The following is a 21,028-nucleotide window of genomic DNA, read 5'->3' as shown; positions in this document are numbered from 1 at the left end:
CAGCCGGCCATATGGCCGTCGGCCATCTGTCAAAAGTACCTATCGCACTTTCGTGACGCAATGCCAATTAGGCAATCGCGTCTTGCAATTGCGGAGTTGCTCTTGACACACTAATGACCCCGGTCGGGGGGCACAACGATCTATACGGCCGGATTTCCTGGGGGGTCACCATGATGCGACCGTTCCACGCACGGCTCGATCGGCGCAGACGCCGGGCCGGGGTTGCGATACTTACCGCTCTCGATGTCGAATACGAGGCTGTCCGTCGGCACCTGAGGATCGACCGCGTATTTCGGCATCCCGCGGGAACCGTCTTCGAAACGGGTGAGACGACGGCGTCGGGAAACAGGGTCGCGCTCGTCCGCACGGGGCCGGGAAACACCACGACGGCGCTGATCGCCGAGCGCGCGATCGCGGCGTTCCGGCCGAAGGCGCTGTTGTTCGTGGGAGTGGCCGGTTCGCTTCACGACGATGTCCGGCTCGGTGACATCGTGGTCAGCAGTAAGGTGTACGCATTCCACGGTGGAAAAGTCGAGGGCGTCGAGTTCTTTCCGCGTCCGCAGGTCTGGCAGGCTCCCCACATTCTCGACCAGTTGGCCGGCCATGTATTCCGCACCGGTTCGTGGGCGAAACGTCTCCACGACCACCCGACGCCGACCGTCCACTTCAAACCGCTCGCTGGCGGCGAGGTTCTGGTGAATACACGCCTGGGCACCGTCGCCGAGCATTTGCGGTTGAACTACAACGACGCGGTGGCGGTCGACATGGAGAGCGTCGGAGTGGCGTGCGCCGGCCATTTGAACGGTTCGCTTCCCGTGCTCAGTATCCGGGGCATCAGCGACCTGGCCGACGGCGCCAAAGCCACCACCGACCACGCCGGCTGGCAGACCGTGGCCGCCGCGAACGCGGCGGCGTTCGCCGTCTCGCTGGTGGATGCCATCCTGTCCGACACGGTGCGGGCCGCGGCCGACTTCCGAAAAGGTGACCTCGGCCTGTCCTCGTAGGCCCGTTGAGCTACTTGGCGTTGAAGTAGCTCGCGTCCGGGTGGTGGACGATCAGCGCGTCGGTGGCCTGCTCCGGGACCAGCTGGAACTCCTCGCTCAGCGTCACGCCGATGCGGCCCGCGTCGAGGAGGCCGACCAGCTTGCCGCGGTCCTCCAGGTCGGGGCAGGCCGGGTAGCCGAAGGAGTAGCGGCAGCCGCGGAAGTCGGTGCGCAGGATCCCGTCGAGGTCGGCGGGGTCCTGGGCCGACATCGGCCGGCCGTCGGGCAGGACCAGCTCGTCGCGCACGCGGCGGTGCCAGTACTCGGCCAGCGCCTCGGTCAGCTGCACCGACAGGCCGTGGACCTCCAGGTAGTCGCGGTAGGCGTTGGCGGCGAACAGCTTCGCGGCGTACTCGCTCACCGGCTGGCCCACGGTGACCAGCTGGAAGGCGATCACGTCGAGGCCGTCGGAGGAGCGGGGCTTGAAGAAGTCGGCGATGCACAGCCGCCGGTCGCGGCGCTGCCGCGGGAACGAGAAGCGGGCGCGTTCGGCGGCGGCGTTCTCGTCGAGCACGACCAGGTCGTTGCCCTCGGAGTAGCAGGGGAAGTAGCCGTACACGACGGCGGCCTCGAGCACCTTGTCGGTGGCGAACCGGTCGAGCCAGTAGCGCAGCCGCGGGCGTCCCTCGGTCTCGACCAGCTCCTCGTACGTGGGTCCGTTGCCGCCGCGGGTGCCGCGCAGGCCCCACTGGCCGAGGAACGTGGCCCGCTCGTCGAGCAGCGTGGCGTAGTCGGCCAGCGGGATGCCCTTGATCACGCGGGTCCCGTAGAACGGTGCCGTCGGCACCTCCGCGTCGGGGTCGACGTCCGAGCGCACGCTCACGTCGTCCAACGGGGGAAGATCCTCGTGGACGGACGCCCGCTGGTTCGCGCGGCGCTCGCGACGCGCGGCCAGGGCCGCCTCCCGGGACGCGTCGACGACCGGCGCGCCGCCGCGCTTGGCGGTCATCACCCGCTCCATGAGCGCGAGGCCCTCGAACGCGTCGCGGGCGTAGTGGACCTCGCCCTGGTACAGCGAACGCAGGTCGTCCTCCACGTAGGCGCGGGTGAGGGCGGCGCCGCCGAGGAGCACCGGGGTCGCGATGCCCCGGGTGTTCATCTCCTCCAGGTTCTCCTTCATGATCACCGTGGACTTGACGAGCAGCCCCGACATGCCGATCGCGTCGGCCTTGGAGTCCTCGGCGGCGTCGAGGATCGCCGAGATCGGCTGCTTGATGCCGATGTTGACGACCTCGTAGCCGTTGTTCGTGAGGATGATGTCGACGAGGTTCTTGCCGATGTCGTGCACGTCGCCGCGCACGGTCGCCAGCACGATGCGTCCCTTGCCGCCGTCGTCGGACTTCTCGATGTGCGGCTCGAGGTAGGCGACCGCCTGCTTCATCACCTCGGCCGACTGCAGCACGAACGGCAGCTGCATCTGGCCGGAGCCGAACAGCTCGCCGACGACCTTCATGCCGTCGAGGAGGGTGTCGTTGATGATCGCCAGCGCGCTCTTCGTCTCCAGCGCGGCTTCCAGGTCGGTCTCGAGGTTGGTGCGCTCGCCGTCGATGATCCGGCGCTTGAGCCGCTCCTCCAGCGGCAACGCGGCCAGCTCCTCGGCCCGGCCGGCCCGCGCGGCGGCCATGTCGACGCCCTCGAACAGCTCGATGAACCGCTGCAGCGGGTCGTAGCCCTCCCGCCGCCGGTCGTAGACCATGTCGAGCGCGACCTCGCGCTGCTCGTCGGCGATGCGGTTCATCGGCAGGATCTTGCTGGCGTGCACGATCGCGGAGGTCAGGCCGGCCTCCTGGCACTCGTGCAGGAAGACGGAGTTGAGCACCTGCCGGGCGGCCGGGTTGAGGCCGAAGGAGATGTTCGAGATGCCCAGCGTGAAGTTGATCCCCGGGAAGCGGCGGGCGATCTCGCGGATCGCGTCGATCGTCTCGATCGCGTCGCGGCGGGTCTCCTCCTGACCGGTGGAGATCGGGAACGTGAGGCAGTCGACGAGGATGTCCTGCACCCGCAGGCCCCAGTTGGTGGTGAGGTCCTCGATGAGCCGGGCGGCGACGCGCACCTTCCACTCGGCGGTGCGGGCCTGGCCCTCCTCGTCGATGGTCAGCGCGACCACGGCGGCGCCGTGCTCGCGCACGATCGGCATGATGCGCTGATACCGCGAGTTCGGGCCGTCGCCGTCCTCGTAGTTGACCGAGTTGACCACGCACCGCCCGCCCAGCGCCTCCAGGCCGGCCTCGATCACGTTCGGCTCGGTGGAGTCGAGCATGATCGGCAGCGTCGAGGCGGTGGCGAAGCGGCCGGCGAGCTGGCGCATGTCGTCGGCGCCGTCGCGGCCGACGTAGTCGACGCACAGGTCGAGCAGGTGCGACCCGTCGCGGGCCTGTTCGCGGGCGATCTCGACGCAGGCGTGGAAGTCGCCGGCGAGCATCGCCTCGCGGAAGGCCTTGGAGCCGTTGGCGTTGGTGCGCTCGCCGACCATGAGCACGCCCGCGTCCTGCGCGAACGGCACGTGGTGGTACATCGAGGAGACGCCGGCGTCGACCTTCGGCCGCCGATCGGCGGTGTCGACGCCCGCGACCCGCTCGGCCACCGCGGTGATGTGCGCCGGCGTGGTGCCGCAGCAGCCGCCGACCAGCACCGCGCCGTACTCGGTGGCGAACCGGTGCAGCGCCTCGGCCAGCTCGTCGGGGGTCAGCGGGTACACCGCGCCCTGCGGCGTCAGCTGGGGCAGGCCGGCGTTCGGCATCACCGACAACGGGACCCGCGAGTGCTGGCTCAGGTAGCGCAGGTGCTCGCCCATCTCCGCCGGTCCGGTGGCGCAGTTGAGCCCGATGAGGTCGACGCCCAGCGGCTCCAGCGCGGTGAGCGCCGCGCCGATCTCGCTGCCCACCAGCATGGTGCCGGTGGTCTCGACGGTGACGTGGCAGACGATCGGCACGTCGCCGTGCGCGCGCATCGCCCGCTTCGCGCCGACGATCGCCGCCTTGGTCTGCAGCAGGTCCTGGCACGTCTCCACGATGAGCGCGTCGGCGCCGCCGGCGATCAGGCCGGCCGCGTTGTCGCGGTAGGCGTCGCGCAGCGCGGCGTAGGAGATGTGACCGAGCGTGGGCAGCTTCGTTCCCGGTCCGATCGAACCGAGCACGTAGCGGGGCCGCCCGGCGGTGCTGAACCGGTCGGCCGCCTCGCGGGCGATGCGGGCCGACGCCTCGGCCAGCTCGTACACCCGTTCGGCGATGTTGTACTCGGCCAGCGCGCTGAGGTTCGCGCCGAAGCTGTTGGTCTCGACCAGGTCGGCACCGGCCTCGAGGTACGCCTCGTGGACCCGGCGGACCACGTCGGGACGGGTGACGTTGAGGACCTCGTTGCAGCCCTCGTACCCCTCGAAGTCGTCAAGACCGAGGTCGAAGGCCTGCAGCATGGTTCCCATCGCCCCGTCGGCGACCAGGATCCGGCCAGCGTCGGAGAAGATGTCGGCACTTCGGCGCATCGTTTGAATCTACGCCAACCCGTATGCGGACCGTGACAGAGTCGGCTGTGACGCCCGTGACGGGCGGACCGTGCCGCCGGTGCCGGGCCCGCCGTGACGCGCGTGACGGGCGGGCGACACGCGCTGACGGTGCGGTCCTGAGCAGTGCCGACCGCACCCGCGTAGGCTGGGTCGGTGACCGAGTTCGACGGCTTACCCGTGCTCCGCTCCCCTGTCGCCATCGCCGCGTTCGAGGGGTGGAACGACGCGGCCGACGCCTCCACCGCCGTGGTGGAGCACCTGGAGGAGATCTGGGAGGCCAAGACGGTCGCCACGCTCGACCCGGAGGAGTTCTACGACTTCCAGGTGAACCGGCCCACCGTCACGCTCACCGACGGCGAGGTCCGCAAGATCGAGTGGCCGACCACGCGGTTCGCGGTCGCGTCGCCGCCCGGCGCCGAACGCGACGTGGTCCTCATCCGCGGCATCGAGCCGAGCATGCGGTGGCGTACGTTCTGCCAGGAGCTGCTCGAGGTCTGCCACAGCCTCGACGTGTCACGCGTCGTGCTCCTCGGCGCGCTGCTGGCCGACGTCCCCTTCACCCGGCCGCTGCCGATCTCCGGCAGCGCGAGCGACAAGACGGTGGCCGCGCGGTACGGCCTCACCCTGTCGAGGTACGAGGGGCCCGTCGGCATCGTGAGCATCCTTCAGGACGCGGCGCAGCGCGCCGAGCTGGAGGCGATGTCGTTCTGGGTGCACGTGCCCCACTACGCGAACAACCCGCCGTGCCCGAAGGCGACGCTGGCCCTGCTGCACCGCATCGAGGAGGTCCTCGACATGCCGGTGCCCACCGCCGACCTGGCCGAGGAGTCCGGTGACTGGGAGAACCGGCTGCGGCAGGCCGCCGAGCAGGACGCCGAGCTGGCCGAGTACGTCCGCGAGCTCGAGGAGCGCTCGGGCGACGAGGGCATCCAGCCGCTGAGCGGCGACGAGATCGCCCAGGAGTTCGAGAAGTACCTGCGCCGCCGCGGCGGGCAGGCCGGTCCGACCGCCAGCTACTGACCGCGCCGGATGCGGGTCACCGGCACGCTGCTGCCCTCCGGGGAGCGCACGGAGCTGTGGCTGCTCGGTGACCGCGTCACGTTCACCCGTCCGCGCGGTTCCGTGGACACGGCCGCCACCGACCTGTTCCTGACGCCCGGGCTGGTCGACGTGCACACCCACCCCGGCCACGACGACGCCGGGGTCTTCACCGACGGACGGTTCGTCGAGGAGTGCGCCCAGCACGTCGCGGCCGGGACGACGGCGCTGCGCGTCCCCGGTCACACCGCGCCGGTGCCCGCGGCGCTGCGCGCCGACCCAACGCTGCCGCGGCTGGTGACCGCCGGACGCCTGCTGGCCCATACGGGACTGGCGACCGGCCACCCGATGCACACGCCGACCGACGACCTGGTGGCCGCCGCCCTCGCGGAGGCCACCGCCAACGACGGCTGGTGCAAGATCGTCGCAGACTGGGAGCACGACCGGCCGGCGCTGCCGTCGGCGCTGGTGCGGGCGGTGGTCGACGCGGTACACGCCCACGGGTTCCGGGTGGCGGCGCACTGCCAGACCGCGGCCGGCACCCGGGTCGCGGTGGAGTGCGGCGTCGACTCCATCGAGCACGGCTGGTACCTCACCGACGACCTGATCGAGCGCCTGGCCGCCCGCGGCGGCGCCTTCGTGCCGACCGCGACCGCGTTCCTTCCGATGGTCGACGACGTGCGCACCAAGCCCGAAGGGCCGCGCAAGGACTACTTCCTCGGCGGGATCGCCGGGCTGCCCCGGGCGGCCGCGGTCGCCCATGAGGCCGGGGTCGCGGTGCTGGCCGGCACCGACTCGGCCCCGTTCGGCAACGTGGTGTCCGAGGTGGAGTTCCTGCTCGCCGCGGGGCTGTCGCCAACGGTCGCGATCGGCGCGGCCAGCTGGACCGCCCGCGACTACCTCGGCCTGCCCGGCCTGGTCGAGGGCGGGCTGGCCGACCTGGTCGGCTACGACGTCGACCCGCGCCTGGAACCCGGGGTCCTCCGACACCCCCGCCTGGTCGTCCTGCGGGGACGCGTCACAGCCCCTCAGCGAGGTTGAGCAGGCCCGGGCCGATCAGCACGGCGGCAGGAGCACGTGCCCCCAGCGGCTGAGCTCCTTCGCCACCACCGGACGGGTGGCGAAGGAGCGGCCGCCGTTGACGAACGTGACGGCGGCGCCCTCCAGGGTCGCCGGGCCGCCGATCTTCTCCCCGGCCTCGTCCTCCGGGTCGTTGCGGTGGCGCCAGGCCCGCACGCCGGCCTTGATCCCGAGCGCGAGGGGCAGCAGCCCGAGGTACGGGACCGCCTCCTCGGGCAGGAACGTCGCCCCGAACAGCGCGACCGCCTGCCGGACGACGCCCACTACTGCCGGTACGTGCTGAGGAAGCGTCCGATCCGGCCGATGGCGTCCTTGAGGTCGGCGACCCGGGGCAGCGTGACCACCCGGAAGTGGTCGGGCTTCGCCCAGTTGAACCCGGTGCCCTGCACCACGAGCAGCCGCTCGTTGAGCAGCAGGTCGAGCACGAACTTCTCGTCGTCGTGGATCGGGTGCACCTTCGGGTCGATGCGCGGGAACATGTACAGCGCGCCCTTCGGCTTGACGCAGCTGATTCCCGGGATCGACGTCAGCATCTCGTGGGCGACGTCGCGCTGTTCGAGCAGCCGGCCCCCGGGCAGCACGAGGTCGTTGATGCTCTGGTAGCCGCCGAGCGCGGTCTGCACGGCGTGCTGGGTGGGCACGTTCGGGCACAGCCGCATGTTGGACAGGATCTCCAGGCCCTCGATGTAGCTCTCGGCGTGCTGCTTCGGGCCGGAGACCACCATCCAGCCGGTGCGGAAGCCCGCCACCCGGTAGGCCTTCGACAGCCCGTTGAACGTCAGGCACAGCAGGTCGGGCGCGAGCGCGGCCGTCGAGGTGTGCGTCGCGTCGTCGTAGAGGATCTTGTCGTAGATCTCGTCGGACAGGACCAGCAGGTGGTGCCGGCGGGCCAGCTCGACGATCTGCTCCAGCAGCGCGTCGGGGTACACCGCGCCGGTCGGGTTGTTCGGGTTGATGACGACGATCGCGCGCGTCCGGTCGGTGATCTTCGACTCGATGTCGCTGATGTCGGGGTACCAGTCCGCCTGCTCATCGCAGAGGTAGTGCACCGCGGTGCCGCCGCAGAGGCTGGTCGCCGCCGTCCACAGTGGATAGTCAGGGGACGGGATGAGCACCTCGTCGCCGTTGTCGAGCAGCGCCTGCAGCGCCATCACGATGAGCTCGCTGACACCGTTGCCGAGGTACACGTCCTCGACGTCGACGCCGCCCACGCCCTTGGTCTGGTAGTACTGCACGACCGCGCGGCGGGCGGACAGCAGGCCCTTCGAGTCGCCGTACCCGTGTGCGGCCGGGAGGTTCAGGATGACGTCCTGGAGCATCTCCTCGGGTGCCGCGAAGCCGAACGGGGCCGGGTTGCCGATGTTCAGCTTGAGGACCTGGTGCCCCTCGGCCTCCAGGCGCTTGGCCTCCTGCAGCACCGGACCACGGATGTCGTAACAGACGTTGGCGAGCTTGCTCGACTGGCTGACCTGCATCCCGCCACCTTAGAAGGCGGCACCCACGGCGCCCCATCATTTGTCCGAAGGGTGGACCACGCCGTGGCTGCCAATCCGGAGGTTCTGGTTCCCGGCGCCTGTCCTATAGTTCCGCTCCATGATCTTCACGCACGGGGTGTCCCATGGCCGCTGACCTCACCTCCCCGGCCGGCCAGGTGCTGGCCGCAGACCTGGTCACTCCCCCGCCGGCCGGCAGATGGTCCGGCGCGGGCCGGTTCGTGGGTGCGCTGGTCCGTGTGGCCACCGACACGGCGAACCCCGAGGACGCCGCCGCCCGCCGCGACGTCCTCATCACCCGCCGCGACACCGGTGCCGAGCTCCTGAGGGTGGACGCCGACACCAACGGCACCGCCGACGAGGCCCTGCTGACCCACGTCCAGAACCAGCTCGACACCCTGCCGCTGGGCGAGTTCCTCGACCGCTGGGGCATCGACCCCCGGTCCCTGAACGACCAGTAACACTGCGCCGGGGCCCCGGACCGCCCGCCGCCCGCCGCTGGCGCGCCGATCTTGCACTTGTGGCCGCACCTATGTGGTGACATGTCGTGTTTTAGGAGGGGCCACAACTGCAAGATCGGCGGGCGGATGACCGCGCTGGAACTCGACAGGCGCGGCACCACCCGGTACCGGAACGGTTGCACCACAGCGCATACCGGAACCGGCAAGGCGCTACCAGAACCCGCGCACCGAGGGTCCCGGCGAAACCTCGCCCCCCACACTCCAGGCTCCGGAACCCACGCCCCCGGACCGACGTCCCGGAAACCCACGCTCTCCGGCACTTACGTCCCCGGAACTCACGTCCCCCGGAGCCCACGGGACCGCCGGCATCTAGCGGCCCGATAGCTCCGCCATACCCTGGCGTACAGGATTCGGTGCCGTATGGCCGGCGCGCCACACCCCCTCCGCCGTCCTAGGAGGCTAGGCTGATCCCATGTCGATCAATCCCGGTGCCGCCGAGGCGCCGCACCGTCAGATCGCGATGTTGCTCCGCGAGCGGATCCGCCGCGGTGAGTGGGCGCCCGGTGAGCGGCTGCCCGCGATCCCCGCCATCGCCGTCGAGTACGGGGTGGCGAAGCAGACGATCCAGCGCACCATCGACCAGCTGCGCGTCGAAGGGGTGCTGATCACGCGTCCCGGCTCCGGGACCTTTGTCCGCGGCACCAAGCGCCGCCTCAACCGCCTCTCGCGCGGACGCTACGGCGGCCAGCGCGGCTACCACGCCGACCTCGCCGCGCGGTACCGCCAGCACCTCATGGAGGTCGGGCACAGCCCGGCGCCGCACGACGTCGCCGAGGCGTTCGGTGTCCCGGCCGGCAGCACCCTGGTGGTGCGCCGGCACCTGGTACGCACGCAGGACGTGCCGGTGGAGGTGGGCGCGTCGTGGTTGCGGCCCTCCGACGCCGACGGCACGGCGTTGGCGCGGCCCGAGGTGTTCGACCGCCCCCTGTACCAGGAGGTCGAGGAGGCGACCGGGCGCACCTACACGAGCGCGACCGACCAGATCACCGCCCGGCTGCCCAGCCGCGACGAGGCCGAGCTGCTGCAGATCCGCGCCGACACGCCCGTGCTGGTGCTCCTGCACGTCGCGTTCGACCAGCGCGGCAAGGCCATCGAGGTGGCCCAGGCCGTCTGGCCCGGGCCGGTCACGCAGCTCACGGAGAAGTACCCGATCGCCGGTGAGCGACCGGCCCTGCCCGTCGACGACCCCGATCTCGCGCTGGGGTGAAAGGCGTCTATGGGACCCGCACAGCGCCCGAATCGTGCACGACCTCGCCGCCCACCAGCGTGAGAACCGGCGAGACGAGCTTCAGCTCCTCGTCCGGCACGGTGAAGTAGTCCCGGTCGAGGACCACGAGGTCGGCGAGCTTGCCCTTCTCGATCGAGCCGATGCGGTCCTCCATGTTCAGGTGCCAGGCGTTCTCGCGGGTGTACAGGCGCATGGCCTCCTGGCGGGTGAGCTGCTGACCGTCGTTGATCAGCACGCCGAGCGCGTTGACGCCGGTCACCGCGTAGTACAGCGACAGCCACGGCGTCAGCGGCGCGATGTGCACCCCGTCCATGTGGATGCCGGCCTTGATGCCGTTGTCGACGACCAGCCGGAACGGCGACCCGGCCGCGGTCGGCGTGCCGGACACGTACCGCCACGTACCGGTCTGCACACCGACGTCCATCGCCTTGAGCCGGGTCAGCAGCGCGTCGGTGGCCACCTGCACGTGGTGGATCGTCCAGCGCAGGCCGGCGATGCCGAACTCGGCGTGCACCGCCTCGTAGCCGGCGACCTGCGCCTCCAGCGCCGCCAGGGTCAGCGTCCGGTTGGTGTTGCGCCAGCGGGCCCGCGCGATCAGCCGCTGCGCCTCGGTCCAGGCGGCGCCGGTGCCGTCGCCGGCCGCGCCCCACTCCCCGATCGCGCCGGTCATCATCAGGTCGTCGCCGAAGAGCGGGAACTGGTTGTTCAGCCGGTCGCGCAGTTCGGGCAGCGCCGGGTCGGTCTCGTTGTGGAGGAAGTTCGTCTGCAGGCGGACGAACGTGCGGCCCTCCCGGTGCAGCGCGAGCAGCGGGTCGTACATGCGGAAGTGGTCGAGGTTCGGCAGCCCCTGCGACGGGTTGATCGGGCCGGGTGACGGCGGCAGCACCTGGTCGAGCAGCGCGGTGAGCCCGAGGCTGCCGGAGTACGTCATCGCGTCGAGGGCGCTGCGCTTCCTGTCCTCGAACGTCTGCCGGGCCCGCAGGTGGTACAGCGCCGCCCGCGACTGGGCGCCCGAGGCGATCGACCCGTCGTCGCCGACGACCACCGGCCCGGCCAGCGCGTCGGAGACCGTCTCGAGGAACGCCTTGCCGGGGCTGTTCGTCGCGCAGGGACCGGTGCCGCCCTGGAACAGCAGCACCGGCCGGTCGGACACGGCGGCGTCGAGCTCGGCCCGGGTCGGCAGGCGGCGCTCGGCGAACAGGTTGGGGTGCCAGCCGCCCATCGCGGTGATGAACTGCCCCTCGGGCACCGGCGTGCCGGCGACGAAACCCGTGCCGCGCCCGGCCCGCCGGTCGGCGAGCATCCGCTGGACGCCGGCGATGTCGCGGGCGTTCTCGATGACCACGTGCCAGCCGGGCCGGTTGGCGAGGCTCACGAAGTGCACGTGCCCCTCGATGAGACCGGGCACGACCGTGCGCCCGCGCAGGTTCACGACCCGCGCGTCGCGGGTGTCGACCCGCCGGCCGACGTCGACGAACCGGCCGTCCTCGATGAGCACCTCGGCGGCGACGCTGCCGCGCGCGTCCATCGTATGGATCCGCCCGCCGACGAGCGCGAGCCGGCCCCGGCGACGGCCATGTGCGGCGGCCGTTGCGGCCGGGAGCGCGGCGACGGCACCGCCACCCGCGACGGCCGTGGCCCGCAGCACGCCCCGGCGCGAGAACCCGTTCACTTCCGGCCTCCCTCGTGCACGACGCGACCGTCCACAATGGTCAGGTCGGCGCGTATCTTCCGGATGTCCTCGTCGCGGACGCGGAAGTAGTCGCGGTCGAGCACCACGGCGTCGGCGAGCTTGCCCTTCTCGATGGAGCCGATGCGGTCCTCCATCCGCAGGAACCAGCTGTTGCCGATCGTGAACAGCCGCAGCGCCTCCTGGCGGGTCAGCTGCTGGCCGGCGTTGACCTGCGCGCCGAACGAGTTGCGTCCGGTGACGGCGTAGTAGATGTGCGGCCACGGGTTCAGCGGCGCGATGTGCACGCCGTCGCCGTGCAGGCCGACCTGGATGCCGTGGTCGACGATGGTGCGGAACTGCGGACCGACGTTGGTGTCGTCCGGACCGGAGGCGACCCAGCGGTAGCCGGCCATCTGCACCGCGCAGCCCATGTTCCTCAGGCGGGTCAGCAGGTCGGTGGTCACCTGGGGCACATGGTGCACCATCCACCGCAGCTCGGTGATGTCGTACTGCGCGTCGACCCGCTCCCACTCCTCGACCACCTGGGTGAGCCCGGCGAGGTTCTGCACGCTGTTCTCGTTGCGCCAGCCGGCCTGCGCCACCAGCCGCTGCGCCTCGACCCAGGCGGCACCGGCCGACAGCGGCGCGGCCCATTCGCCGATCGAGCCGGTCATCATCATGTCGTCGCCGAAGAACTGGAAGCTGTTGCGCAGCCGCGCCTTCAGCTCCGGCAGGTTCGGGTCGGCCTGGTTGTGCAGGAAGTTGGTCTGCAGCCGGATGACGAGCTTGCCCTGGCGGTGCAGGTCGAGCAGCGCGTCGTACATCCGGTAGTGGTCCAGGTTGGACAGGACCTGTGTCGGGGACAGCGGGCCGGGCGTGGGGAACAGCACCTGGTCGAGGTGCGAGGTGAGGCCGACGCTCACCGAGTACGCCATCATGTCCTGCGCGCCGCGCAGCTTGTCGGCGTAGGTCTGCAGGGTGCGCAGCAGGTACAGCGCGGAGTTCGAGGCGCCGCCGGCGAACCCGCCCTCGGCGATGGCCCCGTCGGCGGCGGTGTCGACCGGAACGTAGGCGGGGTGCGGCTTCGGGCCGGCGTCGACCGCGTCGAAGTGGGCCTTGCCGAGGGTGTTGGTGGCGCAGGGACCGGTGAAGCGCGTGTACAGCAGCACCGGCCGGTCGGGGACGGCGGCGTCGAGTTCGGCGAGGGTCGGCATGCGGTGCTCGGCCCACTGGTTGACGTGGAAGCCGCCCATCGAGGTGACCCACTGTCCACCGGGGACACCGGCGCGGCGGCGGGCGCGCAGCGCGTCCTGGACCTCGCGGATCGACGTCGTGTTCTCCAGGATCGTGTGGTAGCCGGGACGGTTGGCCAGGCTCACCGAGTGGATGTGCGGCTCGACGAGGCCGGGAACGACCATCCGGCCGCGGAGGTCGACGACCCGGGCGCCGCCGGTGTCGACGCGGCGGCCGACATCGACGAACACGCCGTCCTCGATGAGCACGGCCTCGGCGACGGTGTTGCGGCGGTCCATGGTGTGGACGCGCCCGTTGACCAGCGCCAGCCGCCCGTTCCTGTCCGCGCTGGTGTGGGCCTCGGCCGGGGTCCCGACGCTGACGGCGGTGGCCGCGCCGACCGCGGCGCCGGTCTTGAGCAGGCCGCGTCGTCCGAGGCCGTTTCCGGGCATGGGGGTACTCACGATGGTGCTCCTCAGGGTGGTGGGGGTCAGAGACCGAGGACGCTGCGGCGCACGTCGTCGCTGCCGCGCAGGTCGGCCGACGTGCCCTCGCGGGCGACGCGTCCCTCGGAGAGCAGGTAGGAGCGGACGGCCACGTCGAGGGCGCGGTCGACGTCCTGCTCCACCAGCAGGACGCTGACGCCCTGCGCGTTGACCGCCTCGATGGCCTCGAAGACCTCGTCGGTCATCACGGGTGCGAGCCCGAGCGACGGCTCGTCGAGCAGCAGGACGGTCGGCCGGGCCATCAGCGCCCGTCCGATCGCGAGCATCTGCTGCTCGCCGCCGCTGAGGGTGCCGGCGAGCTGGGTGGTGCGCTGGCGCAGCCGCGGGAAGATGTCGAACACCCGCGAAAGGCCCGCCTTGTGCTCGGCGCGTGCCGTGCGGCGGTAGGCGCCGAGGCACAGGTTGTCGTGGACGGACATCTTCGCGAACACCCGCCGCCCCTCGGGGACGACGGCGACACCGTGCTCGCACACCCGGTGCGCGGGCACGCCGAGGAGGTCGGTCCCGTCGACGGTGACCCGCCCGGACCGCTTGACGTGCAGGCTCGCGACGGCGTTGACGAGCGTCGACTTGCCCGCGCCGTTCGGGCCGATGACGGCGACGGTCTCCCCACTGTGGACGGTCATGGTGACGCCGCTGAGTGCCTGCGCGTCGCCGTAGTACGCGTCGAGGTCGCTGATCTCAAGCATGGGCACGCTTCCCGAGGTAGGCCCGGACGACGGCCGGGTCGGCGAGCACCGTCTTCGGATCGCCGTCGGCGAGGCGGGTGCCGCGGTCGAGGACCACGAGCCGGGTGGCGAGCTGGTTCACCACGCGCAGCAGGTGCTCCACGATCACGATCGCCACACCGGACTCGTGCACCCGCCGGATCACCGCGACCGCGTTGTCGATCTCGACCGGGTTGAGGCCGGCGAGCGCCTCGTCGAGCAGCAGCACCTTCGGGTTCGCGGCCAGCGCCCGCGCGATCTCCAGGAGCTGGCGCTGGTGCAGGTTCAGGGCGGCCGGGTAGGCGTCGGCCAGGTGCGCGAGGCCGACCGTCTCCAGTGGACGGAGCGCGTCGGCGCGCGCGGCGTCCAGGCCCTTGGGGGTGCGGCCGAACATGACCGCCATGGCCACGTTGTCGCGCACCGTCATCGACGTGAACGGCTTGGGGATCTGGTAGGTGCGGGCGACGCCGGCGTGGGCGATGCGGTGCGGCGGCCGGCCGGTGACGTCGTGGCCCTCGATGGAGAGCCGGCCGCCGGTGGGTCGTTGGCTGCCGGCCAGGATGCTCACGAGCGTCGACTTGCCGGAGCCGTTCGGGCCGACGAGCCCGACGATCTCCCCCTCGTGGATGGTCAGCGACACCCCGTCGAGGGCGCGCACGCCACCGAAGTGCCTGGTGATGTCGGTGCATTCCACGAGGGGCGCGCCGATCTCGACCGCGGCGGGCTGGGCCTTCGCGGCGATCTCGACGTTCTCGGTCTCCGCCGGCGGCACCCGCGGCGGCGGCTTCGACAACCGCCCCCGCACCATCGCGACGACGGTCGCGGCCAGTAGGCCGGCCAGCACCGCGTCCAATGGCTCCGCCGCGGGCAGGAACCAGACGACGGCGATGACCACGAGGGCGGTTCCGGCCGCCACCAACGGATGCGCCCGCAGCTCCGACCAGATGCCCTCCGGTGCCACGATGACCAGCGCGACGAGGATCGCGCCGAGGACGATCAGCTGCCACTCCCCCAGCCCCGACGCGGTCAGCCGGTCCTGCAGCAGCACCACGAGCACCGCGCCGGCGACCGGTCCCATCCAGTGGGTGCGGCCGCCGAGCACGCTGATGACGATGACGAACAGCGGGATGGTCAGGTGGAAGATGCTGTCGACGGCGACGAACCCGATCTGCAGCGCGAACACCGCGCCACCGACGCCGCCGATGACGGCACTGGCGACGAGCGCCTGCAGCTTGTACCGGAACGTCGCCACGCCCAGACCCTCGGCGACGTCCTCGGCGTCGTGCACGGCCGACAGCGCCCAGCCGATGCGCGTGCGCCGTATCACGAACGCCACCGCGACCGCCGCGCCGGCGACCAGCAGGCTGATGAGGTACAGGAAGTCCTGGAACAGCCCGATGCCTTCCGGGTAGTCCGGGACGCTGACGATGATGCCCTGCCCGCCGTCGATGCTCGTGTTGATGCGGGCCAGCGCCGCGAGGATGAACGGCACCGCGAGCGTCAGCAACGCGAAGATCTCCCCGCGCAGCGACCGCAGCCGGAACGCCAGGGCGCCGACCGCCAGTGCCAGTACCGCGCTGAGCGCCGCGGCGACGACGACGGTGAGGTAGAAGTTGACGCCGTGCCGGCCGAACAGCACGGCCGTGCTGTACGCGCCGATGCCGACGTAGGCGGCCTGCCCGAAGCTGAAGTAGCCGCTGTACCCGGACAGGATGTTCCAGCTCGTCGCCTGGGTGACCCAGAACAGGATGCTGGTGATCAGCACCAGGTACGCCACCGGGAACCCGAGCGTGACCCGGTACAGCGACAGCACCGCCAGCAGCGCGATCGCGAGCGGGAACCCGATGAGGGCGCGGCGCCTCACCGGGTCCGCCCCACGGTGAACAGGCCCTGCGGGCGCAGCAGCAGCGCCAGCACGATCGCGGAGAACAGCACGAACGGCGCCGCGGCCGGCGACAGCGCCACCGAGACCACGCCCGACACCGCGCCGACGAGCACGCCCGCGGCGAGCGTGCCGACCAGCTGCCCGATGCCGCCGAGGATCACGACGGCGAACACGGTGCCGAACCACTCGAACGCCGTCGCCGGGGTGAGCGCGTTCGCCAACGAGAACAGCATTCCGGCGATCGCCGCGGTGGCGCCGGACGCGGCGGCGAGCAGCACCCCGATACGACGGTGGTCGATGCCGAACGCGGCGGCGATGGCCCGGTCCTCGGAGTAGGCCCGCAGTGCCCGGCCGAGGAACGTGCGCCGCAGCACCTGGTGCGCGCCGAGGATCACGACGGTCGCCACGACGAAGGCGAGCAGCGTCGGGACCGGGAACACGAACCGCCCGACGGTCACCGACTCGGTCGCGTACGGGTTGACCGCCGCGGTCATCCGCTGGAAGTCCGCGCTCCAGATGTTGCTCACCGACTGGACGATGATGATGAGCAGCCCGAACGTGATCAGCAGCGAGTTGAGCTCCGACACGCCCAGCCGGTCGAACGCCCACTGGGCCGCCCCGCCGAGCACGAACATCGCCGGCACGCTCACCACGAGCGTCACCAACGGATTGACCTCCCACGCCGAGGCCAGCTCGAACGTGAGGTAGGACCCCAGCAGGATCATCCCGAAGTGGGCGAGGTTGATGATGCGCAGGACGCCCCAGGTCACCGAGACGCCCGCGGCCATCAGCGCGTACAGCCCACCGAGCAGGATCCCGCTGAGGGCCGCCTGAACTACGGTCATGCCACTCCCCTCTGCTGTCGGCGCTCGCTCTCTGCTGTCGGCGCTCGCTCTCTGCTGTCGGCGCTCGCTCTCTGCTGTCGGCGCTCGCTCCGCTCGCGCGGGCCCGGGGCCGGCACCCGGTCGGCTACTTCAGCTGGCCGGCGGCGCGGTCGCGGGGCCACACGGTGACCCAGTCACCGCCCTGGATCTGCTTGATGGTCTGCGTGGTCGGCCAGAAGTTGTTCTGCTTCGGGTCGAACGCGAGCTTGCCGCTGAACGTCGTCTCGGCGCCGTCCTTGTGCAGCGCGTCGCAGATCGCCTGCTGGTCGAGCTTGCCGGCCGACTTCACGCCGCCGGTCAGGATCTCCCAGGCGTTCCAGGACGCGGCCGCCTGCGTCTCGAACACCGTGTAGGGCAGCTTCGCCGCCGTGGCCCGGTTCTTGAAGTCGGTCACGATCTCGGTGGCCTTCGCGCCCAGCTTGTCCAGCGTCGGCTTGTTGGGCTCGAAGATGCTCACCGACAGCAGTCCCTCCGCGGTGGCGCCGAGGCCGAGCGGCGGCCCGGGTGCCGGGAAGAGGCTGAACATCGCCGGCGGCTTGTAGTTCAGCTGCGCCATCGCCTGCAGCAGGTTCACCGGGTCGACGCCGAGGCCGTTGTTGATGACCAGATCGGGCTTCGCGTCACGCACCTGTGCCGCGATCGGCGCCCAGTCGGTGGTGGTCGGCGGGTAGCGGACCTCCAGCACCAGGTCCAGGCCCTTCTCCTTGGTGATGGACACCGCACCGGACCGGTTGTTGCCCGCGCCGTAGGAGACGAAGTCGGTGGAGCCGTTCTGGTTGGTGAGGATCGCGATGCGCCTGGGCGGCGTCGGCAGCGTCGCCACCGCCTCGAAGAGCTGGTTGGGCACGAACTGGTTCGGCGTCGGGCCGATCGACCACGCCGGGAACTGACAATCGTAGGTCAGCTGCGGCGCGATGACCGCGGTGTGCTGGGGCAGGACGTACCTGTGCCGGGCCGCGACCGCCATCGCCGAGAGGATGTTCGGCGTGGCGTACGGGCCCATGATGAGGTCGACCTTGTCCTGGGTGATGAGCTGCTCGTAGAGCGTGCTCACCTTCGCCTGGTCGGACTCGTCGTCGCGGACCACCCACTGGATCGGCCGGCCCAGCAGTCCGCCCTCCTTGTTGACGCGCTCCACGAACGCCTCGCCGGCGATCTTGTGGATGGCGCCGGTCGCGGCGAACGCGCCGCTGAGCGACAGCGTCGAGCCGACGACGATCGGCTCACCGCTGGCGGCGGCGGGCGTGCCGTCGTCGTCGCTCGCGGACTTGCTCTCGCAGGCCGCGGTGGCCAGCAACAGGACGACCGCGGCCAGCGCTGGGAATCTCATAGGTCCACCCTTCCGGTGCTGTGCGCGATCGCGCCGCCGACGACGGTCAGCACGGAGCTGACCTGACGCAGCTGGTCGTCGGGCACGGTGAAGTAGTCCCGGTCGAGCACCGCCACGTCGCCGAGCCGGCCGACCTCGAGGGTGCCGAGCTGGTCGTCGTCGGGGCCGCCCAGGAACCAGGCGTTGTCGCGGGTGTAGAGGTCCAGCAGTTCCCGGCGGGAGATCTGCTGCCCGTCGTTGATGACGGCGCCGAGCGCGTTGCGTCCGGTCGTCGCGTAGTAGGCGTGGATGAACGGGTTCATCGGTGCGATCTGCATGCCGTCGGAGCTCATCCCGGCCGGGATGCCGCTGTCGACGATCATGCGGAACGGCGGGCCGGCCGCCGTCGCCGTGCCGGTGAGGTAGCGCCAGCCGGTGAGGCTGAGGCCGCCGCCGAGCGCCTTGAGCCGGTCGACGTAGTCCCGGGTGATGAACGGGACGTGCGCGACCACCCACCGCAGGCCGGTGATCGGTGTCTCGGCGTCGACCGCCTCGAAGCCCTCGATCTCGGTGCGGAAGTCGGTCTGGGACAGGGAGTGCACCTCGGCCCGCCAGCCGGCGCGGGCCACCTTCTTCGCCGCCTCCAGCCAGGTGGCGCCGATGCCGGCGGCGACGAACTCGCCGATGCCGCCGGTGCGCACCATGTCGTCGCCGAAGAACGGGAACTGGTTGTTCAGCCGGTCGGTGAGCGTCGGCAGGGCCGGGTCGGTGTCCATGTGCAGGAAGTTGATGCGCAGCCGCACCGTCGCCTTGCCTTGCGCGTACAGCGACAGGAACGGCAGGTGCATCGTGTAGTTGTCCTCGTGGGCGGCGCCGTCGGACGGCGTACCCGTGGCCTGGAACGCGCCCTGGTCGAGGTGCGTGGTGACGCCGAGGCCGAGCGCGTACGCCATCGCGTCGAGCGCGCCGCGGCGCCGCTGCTCGAAGGTCAGCGTGCGGCGCAGGGCGAGTGTCGCCCTGCCGGTCTCCTGTCCGCCGGCGATCGACCCGTCGGCGCCGACGGCCACCGGCTGCGCGGCGGTCTCGAAGAACGCCCTGCCGCGGCTGTTGGTCACCGACGGGCCGCTGAACCCGACGGAGATGTACGCGGGGTGGTCGGGTACGGCCGCGTCGAGTTCGGCGAGCGTCGGCAGGCGCACCTCGGTGAACTGGTTGAAGTGGAAGCCACCGATCGTCGTGATGAACTCCCCCGATGGGACGCCGCGGGCCCGCGCGCGGTACGTGCGCTGGACGTCGGCGACGGAGTACGCGTTCTCCAGCGGCGTGTGCCGGCCGGGTCGGTTGCCCATCAGGACGAGGTGGTTGTGGTTGTCGATGATTCCGGGGATCGCCGTGCGGCCCCGGAGGTCGAGCACGCGCGTGCGGTCGGGAACCGCGCGCAGCGCGGCGGAGAGGGTGTCGCCGGCGTAGACGACCCGGCCGTCGCGGATGGCGAGCACCCGGACGATGTCGTGCCGGCCGTTCGTCGTGTGGATGCGGCCGTTCTTCAGGACCAGGTCGCGGCCGTCGGTCGACGGCCGGCCGGAGCCGTGGGACCGGGCCGGCGCGGGGCCGGCCAGCGGACCGGCGACGGCGCCGGCGATCGCGGCGGCGGCTCCGGTACCGACGACGGTCCGGCGGGACAGGGACATCGGAGGTGCGAGGTGCTCGTTCTGCTGTTCAGCGTGGGTCATCGCTGAGACCGCCCTCGATGGGGTGTGACGCGGTGCAGGCGGCAGAGTGGGGTGGAATGCTGCGGTCGGAGAGGGGATCCGACGTGGTGCGGGCGGAGGTTCCAAGGGGAACCTAGGGCCGGAGTGTAAGCTGATGATTCACACGCGTGCAATAGAACTGTGCAGCAGCGGTGGCTTCCGCCGCCAACCGTTCACCTGCGCGCACACGCCGTTGGTCCGCCGCCCACACACACCCCACCCGATCTTGGACACTTCTCCATCGGAATCGATGCACCAGCGTCCAAGATCCCGGGCGGCCCGGGGCGGCGGGGCGGCGGCCCGGGGCAAGGGGGTCAGGTGGAGCGTTCGAGAACGAACCACACGCCGACGGCGGGTTCGGTGGTCTCGTTGCGGTAGGAGTGCGGCGTCGAGGAGTCGAACGAGACCGCGTCGCCGGCGCGCAGCCGGTGGGTGTCGAAGCCGAGGGTCAGTACCAGCTCGCCGCTGACCACGAACCCGAACTCGGCGCCGGAGTGGCGCATCAGCAGCCCCGAGCTCGACGACGTGCCGCCCGGCTCGTAGGTGATGAGCAGGAAGTCGACGTGCTTGTGCGGGATGCGGCCGAGCAGCTCCCAGGTGACGCCGGAGTCGAGGGTCAGCACCTCGCGCAGCTCCGGCGGCACCACCGGTCCGAGCCGCTTGTCGGGCCCCGACGCACCGACGTCGACGGAACCACCCGCGCCGGCGGCGGCCAGGGCGGACAGCAGCACCCCGCCGCCGGCGCCGAGCGAGGTGACGACCGGGCCCCCCACCGCGTCAATGGCCGGGTCCCCGACGGCCGCCAGGGCCGGCACCCGCGCGGGCCCGCGGTGGTCGGAGCCGTTGGCCTGCACGGCGTCCTCGCCCGGGCCGGGGTCCGACGGCTCGTCGAGCCCGTCGTCGGCGGCGGCGGGCTGGTCGCCGAACAGGTCCTCGATGGAGATGCCCAGCGCCGTGGTGATCGCGTACAGCGTGCTCACCGACGGGCTGCTCTTCTCGGTCTCGATCTGGGAGATGAGCGACGCCGACACGCCGATCTCGCGGGCCAGTCCCCGCACGCTGATGTCGCGGCGGCGACGCTCGGCGCGTAACCGCGCGCCGATGGGGGGCACCGCTGACGACGCCACGACGATCAACTCCTTCAGCCGGTGTCGAGTGTAGGTTACCCATCGGTTC

General features: G+C 71.2%; 16 protein-coding genes. 5 read left to right on the top strand and 11 right to left on the bottom strand.

Annotated features, from left to right (window positions below):
• The first annotated feature begins 170 nt into the window (after positions 1-170).
• Complete coding sequence (locus tag Voc01_RS40825; RefSeq protein ID WP_203933075.1) at positions 171-1,004, top strand: 5'-methylthioadenosine/S-adenosylhomocysteine nucleosidase family protein; 834 nt, start codon at positions 171-173, stop codon at positions 1,002-1,004.
• A gap of 10 nt (positions 1,005-1,014) precedes the next feature.
• Here the strand turns inward: Voc01_RS40825 and metH are convergent, their stop codons facing one another.
• A complete protein-coding gene (metH, locus tag Voc01_RS40820; protein WP_203933074.1) occupies positions 1,015-4,524 on the bottom strand; it encodes a methionine synthase in 3,510 nt (1,169 codons plus the stop codon).
• A gap of 174 nt (positions 4,525-4,698) precedes the next feature.
• On the opposite strand from metH, the gene Voc01_RS40815 reads away from it, so the two are divergent.
• Together Voc01_RS40815 and Voc01_RS40810 are read left to right on the top strand one after the other, a co-directional pair.
• The gene (locus tag Voc01_RS40815) at positions 4,699-5,565 is read left to right on the top strand and encodes a PAC2 family protein (RefSeq protein WP_203933073.1); all 867 of its coding nucleotides are present in this window, start codon (positions 4,699-4,701) and stop codon (positions 5,563-5,565) included.
• A 9-nt stretch (positions 5,566-5,574) separates the two neighbouring features.
• Positions 5,575-6,624 (top strand): amidohydrolase family protein, encoded by a 1,050-nt coding sequence (locus tag Voc01_RS40810; RefSeq protein ID WP_203933072.1) that lies wholly within the window; start codon positions 5,575-5,577, stop codon positions 6,622-6,624.
• 15 nt (positions 6,625-6,639) lie between these two features.
• Here the strand turns inward: Voc01_RS40810 and Voc01_RS40805 are convergent, their stop codons facing one another.
• On the bottom strand, positions 6,640-6,927 hold the full coding sequence (locus Voc01_RS40805) for a hypothetical protein (protein ID WP_203933071.1): 288 nt from the start codon (positions 6,925-6,927) through the stop codon (positions 6,640-6,642).
• On the bottom strand, positions 6,927-8,138 hold the full coding sequence (locus Voc01_RS40800) for a pyridoxal phosphate-dependent aminotransferase (RefSeq protein WP_203933070.1): 1,212 nt from the start codon (positions 8,136-8,138) through the stop codon (positions 6,927-6,929). Before Voc01_RS40800 ends, Voc01_RS40805 begins: the two co-directional genes overlap by 1 nt.
• A 143-nt stretch (positions 8,139-8,281) precedes the next feature.
• Between Voc01_RS40800 and Voc01_RS40795 the strand changes: the two genes are divergently transcribed.
• Positions 8,282-8,617 (top strand): hypothetical protein, encoded by a 336-nt coding sequence (locus tag Voc01_RS40795; RefSeq protein WP_203933069.1) that lies wholly within the window; start codon positions 8,282-8,284, stop codon positions 8,615-8,617.
• Positions 8,618-9,089: 472 nt separating this feature from the next.
• Complete coding sequence (locus tag Voc01_RS40790) at positions 9,090-9,884, top strand: GntR family transcriptional regulator (protein WP_203933068.1); 795 nt, start codon at positions 9,090-9,092, stop codon at positions 9,882-9,884.
• Between the two features lie 7 nt (positions 9,885-9,891).
• Here the strand turns inward: Voc01_RS40790 and Voc01_RS40785 are convergent, their stop codons facing one another.
• The 8 genes from Voc01_RS40785 to Voc01_RS40750 form a co-directional block, all read right to left on the bottom strand.
• A complete protein-coding gene (locus Voc01_RS40785) occupies positions 9,892-11,577 on the bottom strand; it encodes an amidohydrolase (RefSeq protein ID WP_203933067.1) in 1,686 nt (561 codons plus the stop codon).
• Positions 11,574-13,274 (bottom strand): amidohydrolase, encoded by a 1,701-nt coding sequence (locus Voc01_RS40780; RefSeq protein WP_203933066.1) that lies wholly within the window; start codon positions 13,272-13,274, stop codon positions 11,574-11,576. The genes Voc01_RS40785 and Voc01_RS40780 overlap by 4 nt, the downstream gene beginning before the upstream one ends.
• 26 nt (positions 13,275-13,300) lie before the next feature.
• Positions 13,301-14,005: an ABC transporter ATP-binding protein gene (locus tag Voc01_RS40775; RefSeq protein WP_203933065.1), complete on the bottom strand. Its 705-nt coding sequence runs from the start codon at positions 14,003-14,005 to the stop codon at positions 13,301-13,303.
• Entirely contained in the window at positions 13,998-15,887 is a 1,890-nt protein-coding gene (locus Voc01_RS40770; protein ID WP_203933064.1) for a branched-chain amino acid ABC transporter ATP-binding protein/permease, read from the bottom strand. Before Voc01_RS40770 ends, Voc01_RS40775 begins: the two co-directional genes overlap by 8 nt.
• On the bottom strand, positions 15,884-16,753 hold the full coding sequence (locus Voc01_RS40765) for a branched-chain amino acid ABC transporter permease (RefSeq protein WP_203933063.1): 870 nt from the start codon (positions 16,751-16,753) through the stop codon (positions 15,884-15,886). Before Voc01_RS40765 ends, Voc01_RS40770 begins: the two co-directional genes overlap by 4 nt.
• 124 nt (positions 16,754-16,877) lie before the next feature.
• The gene (locus Voc01_RS40760; RefSeq protein WP_203933062.1) at positions 16,878-18,122 is read right to left on the bottom strand and encodes an amino acid ABC transporter substrate-binding protein; all 1,245 of its coding nucleotides are present in this window, start codon (positions 18,120-18,122) and stop codon (positions 16,878-16,880) included.
• Complete coding sequence (locus tag Voc01_RS40755) at positions 18,119-19,834, bottom strand: amidohydrolase (protein WP_203933061.1); 1,716 nt, start codon at positions 19,832-19,834, stop codon at positions 18,119-18,121. Before Voc01_RS40755 ends, Voc01_RS40760 begins: the two co-directional genes overlap by 4 nt.
• Positions 19,835-20,166: 332 nt before the next feature.
• The gene (locus Voc01_RS40750) at positions 20,167-20,979 is read right to left on the bottom strand and encodes a helix-turn-helix domain-containing protein (protein WP_203933060.1); all 813 of its coding nucleotides are present in this window, start codon (positions 20,977-20,979) and stop codon (positions 20,167-20,169) included.
• Positions 20,980-21,028: the final 49 nt, after the last annotated feature.

Source organism: Virgisporangium ochraceum (assembly GCF_016863655.1).
GTDB classification, from domain to species: domain Bacteria; phylum Actinomycetota; class Actinomycetes; order Mycobacteriales; family Micromonosporaceae; genus Virgisporangium; species Virgisporangium ochraceum.
This window is presented reverse-complemented; position numbering and strand designations above follow the sequence as displayed.

Excerpts from the sequence above, each read along its gene's own strand:
- Voc01_RS40825 (WP_203933075.1), top strand. The coding sequence starts at position 171 with ATGATGCGACCGTTCCACGCACGGCTCGATCGGCGCAGACGCCGGGCC.
- metH (WP_203933074.1), bottom strand. The coding sequence starts at position 4,524 with ATGCGCCGAAGTGCCGACATCTTCTCCGACGCTGGCCGGATCCTGGTC.
- Voc01_RS40810 (WP_203933072.1), top strand. The coding sequence starts at position 5,575 with ATGCGGGTCACCGGCACGCTGCTGCCCTCCGGGGAGCGCACGGAGCTG.
- Voc01_RS40800 (WP_203933070.1), bottom strand. The coding sequence starts at position 8,138 with ATGCAGGTCAGCCAGTCGAGCAAGCTCGCCAACGTCTGTTACGACATC.
- Voc01_RS40795 (WP_203933069.1), top strand. The coding sequence starts at position 8,282 with ATGGCCGCTGACCTCACCTCCCCGGCCGGCCAGGTGCTGGCCGCAGAC.
- Voc01_RS40790 (WP_203933068.1), top strand. The coding sequence starts at position 9,090 with ATGTCGATCAATCCCGGTGCCGCCGAGGCGCCGCACCGTCAGATCGCG.
- Voc01_RS40775 (WP_203933065.1), bottom strand. The coding sequence starts at position 14,005 with ATGCTTGAGATCAGCGACCTCGACGCGTACTACGGCGACGCGCAGGCA.
- Voc01_RS40765 (WP_203933063.1), bottom strand. The coding sequence starts at position 16,753 with ATGACCGTAGTTCAGGCGGCCCTCAGCGGGATCCTGCTCGGTGGGCTG.
- Voc01_RS40760 (WP_203933062.1), bottom strand. The coding sequence starts at position 18,122 with ATGAGATTCCCAGCGCTGGCCGCGGTCGTCCTGTTGCTGGCCACCGCG.
- Voc01_RS40755 (WP_203933061.1), bottom strand. The coding sequence starts at position 19,834 with ATGACCCACGCTGAACAGCAGAACGAGCACCTCGCACCTCCGATGTCC.